We start from the raw sequence: 19,589 nt of genomic DNA, 5'->3' as shown, positions 1-19,589 counted from the left end.
TTTACTAATATGCAGCCCGTAATATCTCAGAGAATAGATAGTGAAGACCCACACTATATAGAAAAACGTAATAACCGTAAACTAACTGCCGATAAGATACGACAGATCCTTAGTAAAGTCCTGAATAACCCTTCCAGCTCTTCCAAAAGATGGATTTGGGAATTAATGCAGAATGCTAAGGATGTACCCAACACAAAATTTAAAGAGGTTTCTATACAAATAATTTTATCTCACGATAAGTTGATCTTTAAGCATAATGGTGACCCATTTAGCTTATCCAACATTTTCAGCTTGATCCAACAGGTAAGCTCTAAAGACTCAGCCAATAATGATGAAGAAGTAACCGGAAAGTTCGGTACTGGCTTCATTGCGACACATTTGCTCTCAGAAGTAATAGATGTTGCAGGTTATGTATATCACAAAGGATTATTTCGCAGCTTCAACCTTCAACTTGACCGTTCAGGAAGAACCTCCGAAGAGCTCTTACCAAAAATTGATGCAGCCCTGGATCATGCTAATAAGATAGAGGATAATAGTCTGTTTCCAATTGCTGATAACTACCAGCAAAACAGAACAGAAACCTCATATGATACTAGTTTTACATATTACCTAAGTTCAGAGGAAAGAATAAAATCAGCTATTACCGGAATTGATGATCTTGTAAATACTTTACCAGTAACACTGGTCAATATTGATAAGATCAAAAGAGTTGAAGTAATCAATCAGATCAAAGGTTATTCTGAAGTATACACAAGGGATATTCATACTGAAAATTACCCTATCAAACAGGTTAGGGTAACAATTTCACGAGGAGTAGAAGTCATTTACAGACACTTTGTAAAATATAGTAAGGCAGAACTTGCACTCACTACTGAAGTCAATGATTTCAACGGTATGAATCTGATTCTTAGAAAAAGTGATGCTCCTAATCTTTATCGGGACTTCCCATTGATTGGTTCTGAAAAGTTTTATTTCCCATATATTCTTAATGGATTCAAATTTAATCCGACTGAGGATAGGGATGGAATATTACTGCACAGCACAGAGGCCCATGAAGCACATGAGAATAGAAAAATCATCGAGCAGGCTTTTGTTGCAGCTAAGGAATTTACAGATTGGCTGATCAACTGTGGGGCAAAGAATCTGTACGTTTGTGCGCATTCCAGATTACCTGATGAAAAGTGGGAGGAATTCTCTAAGGCTTGGTATCTGGAATTGCAAAAGGATTACAGGGCTTTCTTACTGATAAAAGACATTGTTGAAACTAAAGATTCATATTTAAAAAGAAGTCTTAGATTTTGCCTCATTCCCAATTTTGGGCAAACTGATGAGACTAAACATTTATTTTATTGGATTGCAAAAGATTATTATGGTGACAATTATGTCCCTCACAATAATTTGTTAATTCCTTGGATTAAAGCTACTGGACCAAAGGAAGAACTAGAAACTTGGGGGAAAAAAATACATTTTACCCTTGAAGACTTACTGAGTTTTTCAGAGACATATCCTGCTATAAAATATCTTGCGAATAGAATAAATTGGGAAAATGAGGTTATTAGTTGGTTAAACAGATTATATCAGTTCATAATAGATGAAAATAAAGCAGCTTTGTTTTCAGATTTTGCAATCATTCCTAATCAGCATGGAGATTTTTATAAACTATCTGAGTTGTATCTGGAAGATAAAGACTCACCGATTGCTGATGTATTCCTTGATGTTCTAACTCAGTTGGATGATGATTGGCGCACTTCACTCATTCACCGCCAAATAAGTTTAAAAGGACAAAATATTGATAAAAGAGGTCTCTCAGATGCTTCTGAAAAAATTAATGAGGTATTAAATAAAAAGCTTCCGAATAGTGTTGGTGCGTATGAGAACCAATTTATAAAGAGAAAAGATGCACTAGTTCTTTTAGTTAATATCCTAAAGAACATAGAAGAAAGCTCTACAAAAGAGGATTTTAGATCTAAATTATTTTTCTATGCAAAAGATCTTTTTGGTTTCAAGGAGAACTTGTCTGTTATCACTCACACTAAGAAGTTTAACTTTTTACCGGCACTAAGTCTTTTCATCCAGTTCATAAATAAGAAGATTGAGTCATGTGAAAATATTCAGCGACTCTCGGCAGCACTAGAGAAGACTGAAGACGAGACTACTTTGTGGTTAAACAGCTATCTAAATACCCTGGAAAGCAGTGCGGGCTTTAAAGAACTGCTCAATAATGGAAATATAGTCCCAAATCAGTATGGTATTTTTTGTGCTTTGGAAGATATATATAGCTTCGGTACAGAAGAGACCCCTTTAGATCATGAATTGATAAAAATTCTTCATCTCCTAAATTCTCAAGAGGACTGGAAAAAGGAACTGCTTCACGAAGGTGTGTCTATCAAAGTACCTCCAAGAAAATTTGATGAATTAGGTACTAAACTAGATCATACTATAAGAGAGCTTGAAAAGGAAGAACTGGCAAATACTGGATCTATTAATGTACACAAAAAGCCAATATTAGATTTGATTAAATGGTGTAAAACTAACGTTAAGTTAGCACAAGAATACTTACAATATACTGATAGTCGTGCGAGTGAGCTGTGGATAAAATTTTCAATGACACCTCAGATGCTTAATGCCTTAAGCAATGAACAAAGTTTAGAATTATTACAAGTACTTTCTGATGCTAATATAGATCCTAGTCAAGCCAGAGAGCTCATCAACGCTGTATCTAATTTAAATGAAACTGGAGTAGATGGAATAAGTATCTTGTTAAAACATGCTGTTGAGCTGGCTGAAGAAAAAAGAGATTTTGTCTTTAAAAACCAGATTGGCCACAAGGTTGAAAAAATTCTGGAAAACTTGCTTACCACTGAGTTCCCTAGCTTAACCCCCAAATTTGTAGGTATAGGGCCTTACGATTTCATCATTACAAATAAGGACAATCAAAAAAGCTATTTTATAGAACTTAAATCAATAAAAGAAAGTAACAAGGAGCCAATTAAGATGGCTATTTCACAGGCCTCTCATGCTGCAAAGCATAAAGAAAATTATGCTCTTTGTGTAATAAAGCGTCCTCAAGACAATTCAGAAATTAGCTCTGATTATCTTAAGAGTGAACTTAAGTGCGTATATCAGGTGGGCAAAAATGTGGAAAGAGCCGTAGAAGAATCAATACAGGTTCAAAAATATATATCATCTGCCAACAATATTAAATTAAGCATTAAGGACCCTCTCATGAAAGTGGAGTTAGACCAAGCTTATATAGAATTTATAGGCAAAAGCTTTCAGTCATTGAAAGCAAAAATTGTAGAACAAACTCTTTAATATGGGATTCAGCGAACTCAATAGCGTAGAACATTATATCATTCATCAATTAAGCGGGGTTAATCTCAATAATGGGAAAGCAGAAGAACAATCCGTGCCCTACGGAGCCCATTGGATCTATAAATCTGCACAAGAACTCTCAAGAGGAGTCAATGAGGTACTAATAGAGTCTGAACTCAAGTCAGCACTCATTCGGCTTAATCCTGAAATTGCTGATCATCACGAATTAGCCGATGAGGTAATCTATAAGCTAAGAGCTATTCTAATTTCTGTAAATCAGATAGGCCTGGTCAAAGCTAACGAGGAATTCTTTAAATGGCTGTGCGGAGAAAAGACCATGCCTTTTGGTGAAAACAACCGGCACGTACCGGTGCACTTGATTGACTTTGATGATAAAAAAAAGAATAGCTACATAATCACTAATCAGTACAGAGTTCACCATCGTGAAACCAAGATTCCGGACGTAGTACTTTTGATCAATGGCATACCCGTAGTAGTGGGTGAAGCAAAAACACCTATCCGCCCCTCAGTAAGTTGGTTGGATGGAGCCAATGAGATACATAGCATTTATGAAAATGCTATACCTCAACTTTTTGTACCCAACATTTTATCTTTTGCTTCCGAGGGTAAGGAGCTTTTTTATGGCGCTGTTCGTACTCCTTTAGAATTCTGGGCTCCCTGGAGGATTGAAGGTGATGATGACGCCCTTGCCAAGCGGTTAGGCTTGGGAGAAATTGGTAAGGAACTCTCTGACCTCTTAAGTCCGATACGCCTACTGGATATTATGCAGCACTTCTCTCTATTCAGTACGAATAAGAAAAAGCAAAGGGTCAAGATCCTTTGCCGCTTCCAGCAGTATGAAGGAGCCAATAAAATTGTAGAAAGAGTAAAAGAGGGAAAAATAAAAAAAGGGCTCATATGGCACTTTCAGGGTTCAGGTAAGTCACTCCTTATGGTTTTTGCTGCCCAAAAGCTTCGCAAAAGCCAGGAATTAAAAAGCCCCACCGTACTTGTACTGGTTGACCGTACTGACCTTGATACTCAGATCAGTGGTACCTTTAGCGCCTCTGATGTTCCAAATGTAGAGACCACTGAGAGTATCAGTGAACTCCAAACCTTATTGGAAAGGGATACCCGTAAGATCATTATTTCCATGATCCATAAATTTCGTGATGCTAAACCCAATATGAATGCCAGGGATAATATCATTGTATTGGTAGATGAAGCACACAGAACACAGGAAGGAGATTTAGGCAGACAAATGAGAGCTGCTTTACCCAATGCCTTTTTATTTGGATTAACAGGGACACCAGTCAATAAAGCGGATAAGAATACTTTTTGGGCTTTTGGTTCTGAAGAAGATCAGGGAGGATATATGTCTCGCTATACCTTTCAGGATTCTATCAGAGATGAGGCAACCAAACCCCTTCATTTTGAACCCCGGCTAGTTGATATTCACGTTGACAAAGAGACCATTGATAAAGCCTTTCAGGAATTTAAAGAAAGCAGTGCCCTCACTGATGAAGAAGCAGATGCATTGAATAAGAAGTCTGCTAAGATGGCTGCCTTCCTAAAATCTCCTGAGCGGGTGGGTAAAATTGTAGAAGACATCACAAAGCACTTCAGGGAAAAGGTAGAGCCACAAGGCTTTAAAGCTATGATTGTTACTCCTGACCGCTTCGCATGCGTACAGTATAAAGAAGAATTGGATAAGCATTTTCCTACTACTGCGAGTAAGGTGGTTATATCAACTTCGGCCAATGATGAATTATCGTTCAAACAAAAATGGGCCGTAGATAAAAGTCAGCAGGAAAAAATTGTAGAAGAATTCAATGATCCTGATTCTGAACTAAAGTTTATCATAGTTACTGCTAAGCTATTAACGGGTTTTGACGCTCCTATATTACAAACTATGTACCTTGACAAGTCTCTCAAGGACCATACGCTTTTGCAGGCTATCTGCCGTACTAACCGCCTATTTCCTAACAAGCATTTTGGCAGGATCGTAGACTATTTTGGGGTATTTGATGATATGGCCAAAGCCCTGGAGTTTGATGAAAAAAGTGTCAAAGAAGTGATCACTAATCTGTCAGAATTAAGAGCTAAACTCCCGGAAGCAATGAAAAATACATTAAGTCATTTTGATGGGGTTGATCGTTCTATAGAGGGGTTTGAGGGATTGGAAAAAGCCCAGGATGCAATCAATACAGATGATAAAAAAGATGCCTTTGCAAAGGATTATAAATACTTATTTAAGCTCTGGGAATCCTTATCTCCGGATAGAATTTTAGATGTTTATTTGAAAGACTATCAATGGCTATCTCAGGTATTTGAATCTGTACGTCCGGCTTCTGATAATATTGGCAAACTATTATGGTTCTCCTTGGGTGCACAAACTACTAAGCTGATCCATGATAATATCCATGTTGGAGAGGTGCATCACTTGGAAGAGTTCGTATTAGATGCTGATGTGATAGAGGATATATTCAATAACCCTGATCCCAAGAATGCTAAGAAGCTAGAGAAGATTCTGATCAAGCGTTTTAAAAAGCATGCGGGTAACCCTCAATTTAAAAAGCTAAGTGAACGCCTGGAAGAGCTAAGAGATAAAGCGGAGCAAGGATTGATTACTTCCATAGAGTTTGTTAAGGAACTTTGCAAACTGGCTAAGGAAACCGTTCAGGCAGAAAAAGAAGTAAGTCAGCAAGTACAGGAAAAATCTCCCCAAGCAGCACTTACTGAACTGTTTATGGAGCTAAAAACTGAGCAAACTCCCGCTGTTGTAGAGAGAATTGTAGGAGACATAGACTCCATAGTTAGAGTTGTCAGCTTCCCCGGCTGGCAGAGTACTGTATCAGGTGAAAGAGAAGTTCAAAAGTCTCTGAGACAAGCCTTATTGAAGTATAAACTCCACAAAGACCAAGTCCTTTTTGATAGGGCCTATGGGTATATTAAGGAGTATTATTAGAGTTCAATCTACTCTTGATTTTACTTCAGTGTATTCAAAAAAATTAAGTGTACCACCGTTTACTCGGACTTAATAAGTGGTTGAACTGGCTTAACTTCCTTTAATTTTTCTCCAAGAAAACTTTTAGTTTCAACTGCTTGTCTATTGTTGTATAATGCAGTGTTAATACTTACCTAATAACAATTTTATTTCCATAGTTAGATATTTATTATAAAAACTGTAATTTAAACCGTCATTAAAATACAACAAAATCTACCTATGCTTGATATTATACTACTTGCTTTCCTCCTTATTATTATTGCTGTTACTGTTTATGCTCTTTCGAGTTCTAGAAATAAATTTCACAATCCCCACGTCATAATTAATATACCTACTACCATAGGTATTTTAGGAACATTTGTAGGTATTACAGTTGGGTTACATGGATTTGATGTCAATGATATACAAGCGAGTGTGCCAGTGCTACTTAGTGGACTCAAAACTGCTTTTTGGACCTCGATTGCTGGAATGGCTGCAACTCTTTTACTTAGATATAAGTTCAGGCATGGCAACCGTCCAAAAGTGATTGACTATAGAACTGATAACATAATAAATCTTTTGAGCTCCATTAACGACGGACTATCTTCTGATAAAGAGCAAAGTTTGAAACGGCAAATGCAATCGTTAAGGTTTGAAAATGCTAACAATTTTGATGTCTTAAATGAATCAATAAACAAATTTGCAGATAAGATTGTAGAAAATAGCATTGAGCAGTTAATAGAGGCTTTAGCAGCAGTCATGGAAGATTTTAACTCTAAGATAAATGACAGATTGACTACAAGTATTGACCAATTAAATAACAGCACCAAAAATTTAATTGAGTGGCAAAGTAATTATTCATATCAGATAGAAAACATGAATAACCAGTTTACCAATTCATTAAACGGCATTAACGAGGCAAAATTAATACTAGCAGATATTTCAAAAAAGAGCGAAGTTTATTACAATTCTGCTAATGAAATGGATAAACTTCTTAAAGTATTAAACATTAACTTGGAAGCCCTTGACGGAGTTGCAAAAAATAGCAAAGAACTTTTGCCAACTATAGAGAAAAAAATAGAGCAATTGACATCGAGCTTTTCAGAAGCCGTAAAGAGATCAGTAAATGAAAACAATATAATGTTTGAGCACCAAAAAGAGGCTATAAATGCTCAAATAAACACTTTTGAAAAATCTTACAGAGAGATTGGTGATCTTCAGCAGAAACAGGTAAAAGAAGTAACAACAAGCATTGAGAAGTTAATGATTAAGAATTCTGATAGAATTGATACTCAAATTAAGAATTTAGATGAGGAGCTAGCAAAGCAACTTAATAAGGTACTTGACGACTTGGGAAGTAAACTTGCTTCTGTTACTGAGCATGTCTTAAATAATTATATAAAAATTTCTGACCATTTAAATTCTGTAGGCCAAACTTTAAATACTAGAAACTGATGTTTGACCAAAGATACGACACCGAATCTCACGAAGGTGAAAGTCAGTGGATATCCATTTCTGATTTAATGTCAGTGTTAATGATGATCTTTTTATTCATAGCCATTAGTTATATGATCAATGTGATGGAGGAACAGGAAAGGATAAAAGAAATCGCTGTTGCCTACAATGAGCTTCAAGATCAACTATATCAAGATCTTAATAAAGAGTTTAAGGATGATCTTGAAGATTGGAATGCAAGCATTGATCGCAAAACTCTATCTGTTAAGTTTGAGTCACCGGAAGTTCTTTTTGAACAGGGAAGTGATGTACTTCGGGATGAATTCAGAATTATCCTTTTAGATTTCTTTCCACGATACATAAACATCTTAACAAGTGAGAAATATATTGATAATATTGATGAAATAAGAATTGAAGGACATACTTCTAGCGAGTGGAGTAGCAATTCTTTTCCACAGGAAGCTTACATCGGTAACATGAAGCTATCTCAAGATCGTACTAGGGAAGTTCTGGCTTATGTACTTTTGTTGGATCAAGTTAAGGGCAAGAGGAATTGGATTAAAAATAAAGTCACGGCAAATGGTCTTTCATCTAGCAAGCTTGTCTTTACTGATGAAAATGAAGAAGATAAGGTAAGGTCGCGAAGAGTAGAGTTTCGTGTAAAAACAAATGCGGAACAACAGATAGTCAAAATTTTAACTGCTAATTAAGAATGAAATTAAATACGCCTAATTCCAAAAGAAAGCTTGAAGAGCTTCTAAAGACATTTAATGCTGAAGAGAAAGAACGTACTTTTGGAGAAGATATTATTCCCAGAAATGATATAGGGAATCGCCTTGATGATGGTCAAGAAGTAGATATTTCGTTCGCTTTAGTAAATGTTGAAGATGATCAAACACTTAGTGTTCAAGGTAGAAGAGTGCTTGTTTATATTAGAGATCAATATTATAAGTATTTTCCCTGTAAATTTCATATTGCAAATTGCTCTGTAATTACAGATTTTCAAAACTCAGGTAGGTTTGAAAAATTTGTGGCTTCATTGAGGGTTGATGGCTATTTTAAGGTCAACATCATTCATAATTCAAATTATTTGGAGGAAGGAAAAGTTGAACAACTTAGGGTTTGCAAATTGTGTTTACAAACTCTAAACTATAATGACTATAAAGAGAAATGGTACAATAGAGAAACGATATTTAATAATTTTTCCCTGGATACCTTTTTTAATGATTATGGTACCACAGTAAATAAGCCAAAACATACTGATGCAACAAGCCCTAAAAATACATACAGAGATAATTGGCCTCAGCTAAGTAAGAATTATAAGGCAAGCTTAAATTATGTTTGTGAAGATTGTGGAAATGATTTTGCAAATTTCAAAAGCTTTCTCCACGTACATCATATTAATTCACGAAAAGACGATAATAATTATAATAACCTTAAAGCACTATGTGTTAAGTGTCATAGTAAACAGCCTGGACATAATTTACATGTTCCCAATGATTTGTAATAGTCAAGATTACCTCTGACAGTCGAGGCCTATGAGATGCGCTTCTAAGGCATCTGATTCTTGGAATGTTCAGCTTTTTGGGAGGGTCTCCTCAGAGCCCCTTGACCATTCCAGTCAGTCAGACTATTCCTGGCGGGTTGCTCGCCATCAGGGCCCGCTTCCGCTTCGTCTGACACTAGTAAAGGTATAAAATTCTGATGATGAGTTTGTAACATTTTCTCCTTTGTCAGATGTAAATCTTCTTGCCAAGTTTGCATTGGGGTCCTACCATTGCAATGCTTCCCGCTGTGAGTTCTTTGCTCATTATAATAGTTAAGCCACAGGTCCAAATCCTGTTGTAACTCTTCCAGCGTTTTGTAGACCTTTTTACGAAAGGCTACTGAATAGAATTCGTTCTGCATGGTGCGGTGTAATCGTTCACAGATACCATTGGTTTGTGGACTCTTCGCTTTGGTTTTGCTGTGATCTACATCCTCTATGGCTAAGTACAACTGGTACTCGTGATGCTCGCGATTACCGCAGTACTCACTACCCCGATCCGTTAAGATGCGCAACAATGGAATCTCATACTGCTCGTAGAAAGGAACAACGCGATCATTGAGCAGATCAGCCGCTACCAGGGCGTTCTTACGATCATAGAGCTTAGCGTGGGCTACCTTGGTGTAAGTATCTACAAAGGTCTGCTGATAGATTTTGCCTACCCCTTTGATATAGCCTACGTAGTAGGTGTCCTGCGATCCTAAGTAGCCAGGGTGATACGTTTCTATTTCCCCATGGGCTACTTTCTCTTCTTTAGCTTTTTCCATCGCCGCCAGTTGTGCCTCAGTGAGAATGAGTCCTTCTTGGGCTACTTTGGCTTCTAATGCTTTCAAGCGTTTGGGAAAAGTCTCTAGCTGATGACGCAACCACACTGAGCGAACCCCACCGGGGGAGATGAAAACGTGGTTCTTCTTCAGCTCGTTGGAAACGCGTACCTGCCCCAAGGCCGGTTGTTCAATGGCCAGCTCGACTACTGCCTGTTCAACGGATGCCGCTACGCGGTTCTTAGCATTAGGCTTCTTGCGGCTCATCTCTTGCAGAGCCGCGCTACCGCCTTGTTCGTAGAGCTCTTTAAAGCGGTAGAAAGAATCTCTACTGTAGCCCATCACCTTACAGGCTTGAGATACATTGCCTAGCATCTCAGCCAGGTTTAGTAATCCTAATTTGTTCTTAATAACTTTGTCTTCGGTAGTCATGATGTAATCGGGTTTAAGTAAATGAAATGATCTCGTCAATCTCAATTTACCTAAACTGTCAGATTATGTCTTGACTATTTCAAATGATTATCCTTACTAGTTAATTTTTCTTTTTAACTGGTTTTTAAAGCTTATCACCTCTTCCACAAAATTATTAGTTAATCTCTCCATTTCTTCTTCTTGTAATAAGGCATACTCTTTTTTGGAAGGATTTTTAAAGTTCAATACACTAAGGATATTTTCTTTCCAAACAGGATAACCACCCTCTGAATAAAATTCATAGTTTAGCTGTCTCAAAATAGACTCAATTTTACTTTTTCCTTTTTCGATAACATCATTATCATTTTCATCATATAAGGTGATATAGCTTCCTATCGAGTCAATTATTGTAAAGCACAAATATATCTGCATGTCCTCAATATCTGTAAGATATACTTCTACTCCGTAATCTCTATTATTTCTACTTTGATAATGCCACTTTTTAACTGAAGTGAGCACATCATCATCAGCCATACCATACTTGTAAATGGAGAAGTCATGGTCTTCAAAAGCGTTTATTAATGTCTCCCAAAATTTTACCTGAAGTTCAATCTTTAACTCCAGAATAGATGTTTCAATGTCTCCAATAAACTGATAATTATCATCTTGCTTTAACGCTTCTTTTATTTCATTGATGTAATCCATATTAGTTGGTTTATTGGTTAAATGATCTATCAGTTGTGAATACTGTGATAAGGATTCTCTTAAACTTGGAATTAGAGCAACTTCTTTGATACAATTGTTTATCCAATTTTTGATATCACTTTCGTATGAACATAATTTATAATCAGCTAATTGAGCGCTTTTCTCTGAGGACTCATATCCAGTAAGAGTCAGGTAGAACAAATGAAGCTTATCTTTATCATTTGTAAACTTTAAGCCAAATTCATAATACCTATCTAATTGCCGATGCTGATCTTCTGCCCAAATCTTATTTTCAATAATTATCATTCTAGGAGAGTTTCCTTTTTCTTTGACAATAATATCGATATACCCCTTTTCACCATTTTCATGAAAAAAATAATTTTCGGTAATTACAATAGCATCACTAGAGTTAAAATCCTGAATTTCTAACTCTTTAAGAAAAAGCCTTAAAAAGGTATCATTCTGTAAATGTTCGGCATGTGGATTCAAAAGGAATGATAAGAACCTAGAATGCAAAGTGGTTTCTCTATGCCCAATTTGTAATGCTTGGAAGATATTAAAGTCTAAAGCATCTCTTTCTAACAACTTATCATATTTAAACTTGATAGTTGAGACTCTGTCTAAAAGATTCTGGATATTCATAATTTTAGAAGATACCAAATTCAAGAGGCTAATGAAAGTTATTAGTATAACTCCCTTCTCATTCTCACCAACAAAGCTTCAACCTTCTTCAAATCAGGAGCCACTGGTAAGGGAGACTGCTGATAGATCTCTTCTATTTCGTTGATTCTCTGCTCTGCCTGTTCTACCAATGCTTCATAGTCAAAAGCCCCTTTTTTGATGTTCAGTAAGAAATCGCGTTCGGGTCGCCTAACTCTGACCGTACCTTCTTTGCCGATTTCTTCTGCCATCGCCAGTAACCGGAATGTATGCATCATGTTTTTGGCATCGTAGTTCTTACCGTGTGAAAGCGTATTCTGATAGCGGGCATCATTTCGCTTTTCTACCCACTCCCAGTATTCTCTGTAATCTCTGCAATAAGAAGAATAGCCTGACTTATTGAAGGACATGATGGCTACGGGCCTAGCTTCTTTGGGAATTGAGCTCAAAGAGATATCATTGGCTTTTTCACTCTGGACTATACCCTTATAAGACTGCTTCGGATCATGATACAATCCATACACTTCTCTCATATGCGCAATGCTGGATAAACCACAATCCTCCTGCTTCATCTGGTGTTTAGTGAGAAAATCCTTCACTGGCACTGATCCCTGCCCCTGCACGACATAGCAAAAATCAAGTACGGATTTCCTTTCTTTTTCTACCGGGTTAAGAATCTTCTTATTCAGGCCTCTAGCTTTCTTTACCTGCGTCATGGCATAGTTACCAAAGGTCTGCTGACACAAACGGGAAAGAAATATCTCTTCCCTGATCTGCTCCATCAGGGGGTGTTTATAAAGTATGCAGTCTTCAGGAGTTTTGAGCAATTCCAGAATATTAGGATTATTCTTCGCCAGCAGTTCTATAAATTTTCCTAACTCATAGTATACGATATCATTACTTTCATTACTCAACTGAGGGATATAGTTCATGCCGTAAAACTGTTCTTTAGACAGATAAAACACACCCCGGATATCGGTATCCGACTCAGCGGTAGCCAGGCCATAGGCTTTACTGCCGCTGATACATTCCAGCAGCAGTAAGCCTCTTTCCTTCATTTCCTCTATTGTCATCTCAATCTGATTTTACCGTTTCTCTAAAAAAACTATCCAGCAAATGCATATCCTTTTCAGGAGAAACTAATGCTTTACTCGCTTGCTCATTACTTTCAATAAGCTCCTCAAGAAAAGTCAATAGTCTTTTACTGGATGGATGCTGATAAGATTCTTCTTTCACTGACTTCAAAACTCTCAGTTCATTAATTCCTTCTAAAACCTCAGAAGGTAAGGATAAGCTTTTGAGCATTTCAGTGAAATTAACGGGTGGAAAAGTCTGGTACTTAAACACCCAATGCGCTGCCAGAGATGTTCTCAAAGCATAAAAAAGATCCTTCAGCCGATACCTATCCGCATCACAAAGTGCATGGTATTTTTTAGCCATACTTTGATAATGATAGAAAGCCGCAGGAGGAGCGAAATGAAGTTTCGCTAAGCCTCTAAGCTTTTCAAGAAAATCCTGATCCATAAAATACACCAATGGAGAATATATCCACTCCATCAGCGGGACATTAGACTTGGCCAATAGTAACAGGCTTTTGTCAATGTCCCACCCACCGGCATCAAAGTCTCCGTTTATCTCAGGATTGATCACATCACTCTTTTTGAAAAGTGAGAGATAAGCATCCGTCTGTTTCCTGTAAATGAAACGGACATCGTAATCACTATCAGGAGAAGGAAATCCCCAGGCACGAGAACCTGCCTCGCAGGCGTGCAGGATCTTTACTTGGTATTCCTTCTCAATAGCTTTCAATTTATTAATGATATTCTTTTTCATGTTCTTATCTATAATCTTGGATCTATGGGTTCGCTTTCCAGCGCCAGCACTCCAAACACACATTCATGGATTCGGCGTAATGGCTCTTTTTTGACAAACCTTTCCAATCCTTCTAAGCCCAACGCAAATTCTCGCATAGCTAGCGACCTCTTGCCAGACAACCCACGCTTTTTGAGTCTTGCCAGATGCTCAGGAGCCGTATATTCTGGTCCGTAGATAATTCTCAAATACTCCCTGCCCCTACATTTGATGGCAGGTTGTACTACTCCTTTTTTGCCATGACTGACAAAATCCAGAGGCTTAATGACTATGCCCTCCCCTCCTTTTTCTGTCAAGTCTTCCCACCAATGGACTAGCGCTTGCTGCGACTGTTCATCACTAAGATCTACGATCCGATAAGGGGTTGCCAGCAGCAATTCTTCATCTCTCTGACAAATCTCCTGAATGTGCCGCATATGCCACTCATGCGATTTATTCATATGCACTGCATCTTCGGTAGCCAGGATATGAAAAGGCGCCAGCTTATAATCTGCTATACTTTTCACCGGCCAGCAATACTGACGATAAGCAGTACGGTAATCCTTCATCATCTCCTGCTTCTGTGTATACTTTTCCAGTAAGGCATCTATACCTTCTACCTGACGAGTAGTCGTTGAAGAAAGTACTTCTACAGTAGCGGACAAAGAGGCTTTCGCAGCGGCTCCTACTGAAGCGTACTGTTCCTGTAAGAGTGCCTGTGCTTTGGCCGACCAGGGCATCAACTCAGCATCCAGACAAACCCAATCCGTATCAAACTTTTCCCAGAAGTCAGTTTTTGTTAGCGCAGCATTGACTCTGCTCAAAAACTCCTCTTCATCAGCCAGATCATTGAAAAAGCTTCTTCCGGTACGGGTATAGCATTTGCCAATCCCTTCTCCTTCTATACCAAACCGCTTGACAGCAACTTCTTCATCTTGACAAACTACGAGTATCGCTCTGGAACCCATATGCTTTTCTTCACAGATCACTTTTTCTATACCTTGCCTGCGATAGAATTGCAATGCCTCTTCCGGCCTTTCCAGATACTCAGGATGTTCGCTCGTCTCCGTAGGGGACATGGTGGGCGGCAGATAAATAAGCCACTTCGGATTGACAGCGAACCTACTCATCACCTCCAAGGCAGCCATCGCATTTTCCTCTCTGATGGTCACATTGTTTCTCAGACGAGTGCTGATAATCCGTTTGCCCAATACATCTTCCATATCCAGCAAATCATCATACTCATGCTGCTGATTCAGAGAAGATGTAGGAGCGTGTAAGGGACGAGCAGATTCAGCATATACTTGTAAAGCATCCACTGAAACCAACTCTTCCTCAGGATAACGCAAAGCCGTTAACTTTCCACCAAACACACAACCGGTATCTATGTCAATCGTCCTGTTGAGCCACTGCGCTTCGGGTACGGGTGTATGCCCGTACACCACCATAGCTTTACCCCGATATTCTGATGCCCAGTCGTAGCGTACTGGTAAACCAAATTCATCAATCTCTCCGGTAGTCTCTCCGTACATGCAGAAAGCTCTTACCGCACCACTGCCTCTACCCTGCATTTCCTCCTTGATTCCCGCATGTGCTACTGCCAGTTTACCATCATCAAAAACATAGTGACTCACTAGGCTATAGAGAAATTCTTTCACTTCCATGCGAAATTCTTCTGACTCAGAAGAAAGCTGCTCTACCGTTTTTTCCAGTCCGTGCTTTAGCTGCACATTTTTACCGTTCAGATACTTCTGCAACTTCATATCATGGTTGCCAGGTACGCAATAAGCAACACCAGCCCGTACCATGCTCATGACCAGCTTCAATACCGCAGGAGATGCGGGACCACGATCAACTAAGTCGCCCAAGAAGATCACCTTCCTGCCTTCAGGATGACTTACTTTCAAACCGAAGTTACTTCCGTTATCCTCTGCTTCTTTTAGCACATACCCCAGTTTGGCAAGTAAGGCAACCAACTCCTCATAGCAACCATGTATGTCGCCAATGATGTCAAAAGGTCCGTGAACCTCTTTTTTATCGTTGTAGAGTTTTTCACGCATTACCTGCTCTATATCATCTACTTCTTCAGCAGACTTCAAAATGTGGATATGACGAAAGCCTTCTCTTTTCAGCTTTTTTAGTGATCTTCTTAGTTGTGAGCGCTGCTGACGAATCACATGCTTGCCAAAATTCCTATCGCTGCGCTGATCATTTCTTTCCTGACATACATCTTCCGGCAAATCCAGTACAATAGCTACGGGTAAACAGTGATATTCTTTAGCCAGATGCACCAGTTTTCTTCTACTTTCCTCCTGCACATTGGTCGCATCTACGACAGTGAGTAAACCTTTTTTAAGTCTTTTAGCAGCGATGTAGTGCAAAAGGTCAAAAGCATCAGGGGTAGCTGACTGGTCATTTTCATCATCTGATACTATTGCCCGACACTGATCAGAAGAAATCACTTCGGTAGCCTTAAAATGCTTTCTAGCAAAAGTAGATTTACCTGAACCCGATACACCGATCAGGGCTACTAACGAAAGTTCTGGTATTTTTATAGTATTCATTTTTGGTTGCTACTTTAAGTTGAAAATTGCCATCTGGGAAGGTGCTCCGAAATTAGGATGCTCCTCTCCTACAGCTTTAAAATTCACTGTATAATCATAAACCTCAGCCACTCCGGTGGCCCAGGCTTTAAACTCTGCCCTGCTCCACTCAAAGCGATGATCACTATGGCGAAAAGCTCCGGCATCCAGTGTTTCAAAAAGCTGGTTGTAGTCCCGGTTAGGGGTAGTGAGCACAACTGTAGTTGGTCTGGCAAACTCAAACAATACTCTTTCCAGTGCAGCTAATCTGTTTTCATCCAGGTGCTCAATCACTTCTACCAATGCTGCTGCATCAAAGCCTTCCAGTCTTTTATCTCTATAAGTCAGTGCCCCATGAATCAGATTGATCCTTTCTTTTTGTCGGGGAGCCATCTCCTGAAAATGGAGTCTCTCTTTGGCTTTTTCTAGAGATCGGTAAGAAATATCCATACCCAGAATATTTTCAAACTGCTTCTCCCGAAGCAACATCTTCAGCAACTTTCCTTCACCACAACCCAGATCCAAAACTGACTTAGCTCCAGATGCTTTTAGCTCACTTAAGACCTGCTTTAGCCTTTCCTGATGCAGGGTCTCTTTACGCTTGATCACAGTATCATCTTCTTCTGTCTCTTCCTCATCAGCTACACTATCCTCAGCAAGTAGTTGTCCTAAAGCACTTTTGGTAAACCTGCCGATATTGAGCAGATAACGCTTGGTGATTTGCTCTTTTTCGGGGTGGTTTCTCAACCAACCTTCTCCTTTTTTAAGCAACTTATTGACTTCATCTTCGCTCACCCAGTAATGCTTATCATTATCCAATACCGGGATCAGTACGTATAGATGCGAAAGCAAATCCTGTAAACGAGTTTGACCTGTAAGTTTGAGATGATAGTATTTGCTTTCTCCCCATTCTGGAAAGTTCTTATCCAACGAATGTCTTTCTACCCTCACTTCATATCCCAGTGGTTCAAACAGTTTTCTGATCAGCAACTCTCCTCCTTTAGGAGCAGGCAAAGCTGATAAATTCACCTCAAAGGGCATTACTTTATCTACTGCTTCAGGCCTATTCGCACAAGTACCGTTCATCGCAGTGGAAAAAGCTTTGGCAATCGCTACACTCATCAGAGATGAAGCCACGTACGGTCTGTCATTGACATAATGGCCTAGTGTAAAACTTTCACTGGCCGTATTTCTGGCATTCCTGACCAATGATATAGGGTCAATATCCAGCAGCAGAGCGACGGTGCATTTATCTTCACTCGCTTCAGGATAGAAAATTTGTGCTTTACCACTGGAAAGTGCTACCTCTTGCAGGCGATCCGGATGTTTGTGTAACAGATAACCTAGATCCGTTGCTGGTGAGTGGTTAGTTGAAATCGTTAATAACATTTTTTTATCACCTTCTTTATTAATGATACAAGTGTAATGGATATTCCGGTGATGTTGACCCCTGTACCGGAGATATTGCCCCCCTAATTCAGGTTTGGTTCTGAAGAACCCGATGGTATGACAATTTTACACTTTTTTTCTTAGACTCTCACCCTTGATGTCAATTCTATGAGAAGTATGCACTAGCCTATCCAGGATAGCATCAGCAATAGTTTCCTCCCCAATGACATCATACCAACTAGCAACAGGTAACTGACTGGCAATGATGGTGGATCTAGCACTATGTCTGTCCTCAATGATTTCCATCAGATCCATTTGTTGCTGTTTTTCCAGGTGGGTCAGGCCAAAGTCATCCAGGATGAGCAGATCTGTCTTGGCCAGTTTCTCAAAGAACTTATAGATGGTGCCTTCCAGACGAGACATCTTGGTTTTAAGCAGCAGTTTCTGAGTATTAAAGTAAGCTACTTTAAATCCCATCAGACAAGCTTGATGCCCTAGAGCAGAGGAGAGGAAGCTTTTCCCACAACCGGTGGCACCGGTCACAAGGATTGACTCTCCTTTCTGGATGTATTCACCGGTGGACATACGGGTAATCAGGTTTTTGTCTATGCCCCTTTTCTGGTCAAAGCGTAGCTCTTCTATAGATGCTTTGTAGCGGAAACCAGCATTGTACTCTAACCTTTTGAACTTACGAAGATCCCTTTCCTGCTCCTCTGCCTGAAGTAAAACTTCTAATCCATCCAGTAAGGATAGCTCATGAAGTTTCCTGGTCTCCTGCAAGGCTGCCCAAGTTTTGATCATCCCATGTAATTTGAGCTTGTTTAGCTGTGTCTCAATTTGATTCATTGGTTTTATAATTTAGTTCTAACTGTTGATAATGTTCTTTCCCTCTGAGGTTATTATGCTTGGGTAGAGGCTTTTCAGAGATAGTGGACTGAACCTCTATCATCTTATTTTCCAATACATTCATTACGAAGCTGTAGGTGTAGTTGTGGCAATCCAATGCCATTTGACAGGCCTTTTCAAAACGTGTAGGCTCGGTTTTCCTTTCCAGGCCAAACAGACCATCACAGGTTCTGTAAAGCTGTTCTGGATAGCGATTCTGCTCAAAGATGCAGCACACCAGTTTATGGAGTATAGCCGATTTTTTGGCAGCTTGCCTACGATAGTATTCCGGGCTCCTGTCTTTGTAATGTTGGTGCTGCGAACAGAGATGATCTTTGGTAGTAGAATAACCACCCTGGTGGAAGTTCCTGATATGTACAGCTACCTGCTCTCCTTTGGAAAAGATATAAACCATACTGCGGGTGTAGATGACCTTGACTTTACTACCAATCATTTTAAAATGGACGCTATAGTAGTGTTTATCCTCAGAGAGATAGATATGGTTGTTCTTGGCCACTCTTAACTCTCGGTAGTATTTGATCTGGTATCTCTCAACTGGTAGAGGCAAGAGGTGTGTCTTCTCCTCGGATATGAAGCGCTCTTCCCGGCAGTAGGGCTTCTTTTGCATGCGAGTTTGATTATGATCTCTCACTTTTTCTTTGATGGCTACATTCAGGGAAGACAGGTCAAAGAAGACCATGTGACGCAACTTGGCATATACCCGGCTGTAGATCAGCTTCACTTGATTCTCTACTAGTGCTTTGTCTTTAGGCTTACGAACCCTGGCAGGTACTACTGTAGTGTTGTAATGATTGGCAAAATCCTCTAGCGCACGATTGATCTCCGGTTCATAGCGGTTAGTCTTGACTACCGCAGCCTTTAGATTATCCGGTACTAATGCTTGAGGCACGCCACCCAACTCATGCAAACAACAGGAAAGGGCGTAGAGAAAATCTTCAGTGGACTGGCTCCTTACAGCCATCACAAAGCTGTAGTCAGAGAAGGGTAAGCAGGCCGTAAATACCTGGCACTTGATCTCC

12 protein-coding genes and 1 pseudogene are annotated in these 19,589 nt (G+C 39.3%); 5 read left to right on the top strand and 8 right to left on the bottom strand.

Annotation, left to right across the window (positions count from 1 at the left end):
• Window positions 1-9: 9 nt before the first annotated feature.
• The 5 genes from PZB74_RS10730 (at window position 10) to PZB74_RS10710 (ending at window position 9,263) form a co-directional block, all read left to right on the top strand.
• On the top strand, window positions 10-3,315 hold the full coding sequence (locus PZB74_RS10730; RefSeq protein WP_302242611.1) for a sacsin N-terminal ATP-binding-like domain-containing protein: 3,306 nt from the start codon (window positions 10-12) through the stop codon (window positions 3,313-3,315).
• 1 nt (window position 3,316) lies between these two features.
• A complete protein-coding gene (locus tag PZB74_RS10725) occupies window positions 3,317-6,283 on the top strand; it encodes a type I restriction endonuclease subunit R (RefSeq protein WP_302242610.1) in 2,967 nt (988 codons plus the stop codon).
• A 258-nt stretch (window positions 6,284-6,541) separates the two neighbouring features.
• Window positions 6,542-7,756: a hypothetical protein gene (locus PZB74_RS10720; protein WP_302242609.1), complete on the top strand. Its 1,215-nt coding sequence runs from the start codon at window positions 6,542-6,544 to the stop codon at window positions 7,754-7,756.
• Complete coding sequence (locus PZB74_RS10715) at window positions 7,756-8,466, top strand: OmpA/MotB family protein (protein ID WP_302242607.1); 711 nt, start codon at window positions 7,756-7,758, stop codon at window positions 8,464-8,466. The genes PZB74_RS10720 and PZB74_RS10715 overlap by 1 nt, the downstream gene beginning before the upstream one ends.
• Before the next feature lie 2 nt (window positions 8,467-8,468).
• A complete protein-coding gene (locus tag PZB74_RS10710; RefSeq protein ID WP_302242605.1) occupies window positions 8,469-9,263 on the top strand; it encodes an HNH endonuclease in 795 nt (264 codons plus the stop codon).
• 209 nt (window positions 9,264-9,472) lie between these two features.
• Here the strand turns inward: PZB74_RS10710 and PZB74_RS10705 are convergent.
• From PZB74_RS10705 to PZB74_RS10670, 8 genes and pseudogenes are all read right to left on the bottom strand, one after another.
• A pseudogene (locus tag PZB74_RS10705) lies at window positions 9,473-10,498 on the bottom strand (IS481 family transposase); the annotation flags it as partial.
• Window positions 10,499-10,594: 96 nt separating this feature from the next.
• A complete protein-coding gene (locus PZB74_RS10700; protein WP_302242603.1) occupies window positions 10,595-11,824 on the bottom strand; it encodes a PDDEXK-like family protein in 1,230 nt (409 codons plus the stop codon).
• Between the two features lie 41 nt (window positions 11,825-11,865).
• Complete coding sequence (locus PZB74_RS10695) at window positions 11,866-12,915, bottom strand: nucleotidyltransferase domain-containing protein (RefSeq protein ID WP_302242601.1); 1,050 nt, start codon at window positions 12,913-12,915, stop codon at window positions 11,866-11,868.
• A 1-nt stretch (window position 12,916) separates the two neighbouring features.
• The gene (locus PZB74_RS10690; protein WP_302242600.1) at window positions 12,917-13,675 is read right to left on the bottom strand and encodes a nucleotidyltransferase domain-containing protein; all 759 of its coding nucleotides are present in this window, start codon (window positions 13,673-13,675) and stop codon (window positions 12,917-12,919) included.
• An 8-nt stretch (window positions 13,676-13,683) separates the two neighbouring features.
• Window positions 13,684-16,257 carry a polynucleotide kinase-phosphatase gene (locus PZB74_RS10685; RefSeq protein ID WP_302242599.1) on the bottom strand — a complete coding sequence of 858 codons (2,574 nt, stop codon included), beginning with the start codon at window positions 16,255-16,257 and terminating at the stop codon, window positions 13,684-13,686.
• 9 nt (window positions 16,258-16,266) lie between these two features.
• Window positions 16,267-17,664, bottom strand: a complete 1,398-nt coding sequence (locus PZB74_RS10680) for a 3' terminal RNA ribose 2'-O-methyltransferase Hen1 (protein WP_302242598.1) — start codon at window positions 17,662-17,664, stop codon at window positions 16,267-16,269.
• Between the two features lie 126 nt (window positions 17,665-17,790).
• The gene (istB, locus tag PZB74_RS10675; RefSeq protein ID WP_302236383.1) at window positions 17,791-18,510 is read right to left on the bottom strand and encodes an IS21-like element helper ATPase IstB; all 720 of its coding nucleotides are present in this window, start codon (window positions 18,508-18,510) and stop codon (window positions 17,791-17,793) included.
• Window positions 18,497-19,534 (bottom strand): Mu transposase domain-containing protein, encoded by a 1,038-nt coding sequence (locus PZB74_RS10670; RefSeq protein ID WP_302242597.1) that lies wholly within the window; start codon window positions 19,532-19,534, stop codon window positions 18,497-18,499. The genes istB and PZB74_RS10670 overlap by 14 nt, the downstream gene beginning before the upstream one ends.
• Window positions 19,535-19,589 lie beyond the last annotated feature (55 nt).

The sequence above is a fragment of the Porifericola rhodea genome, assembly GCF_030506305.1.
Classification (GTDB): Bacteria; Bacteroidota; Bacteroidia; order Cytophagales; family Cyclobacteriaceae; genus Catalinimonas; species Catalinimonas rhodea.
Note: the sequence above shows the minus strand (reverse complement) of the source record. Positions and strands in the feature narration are given on the sequence as shown.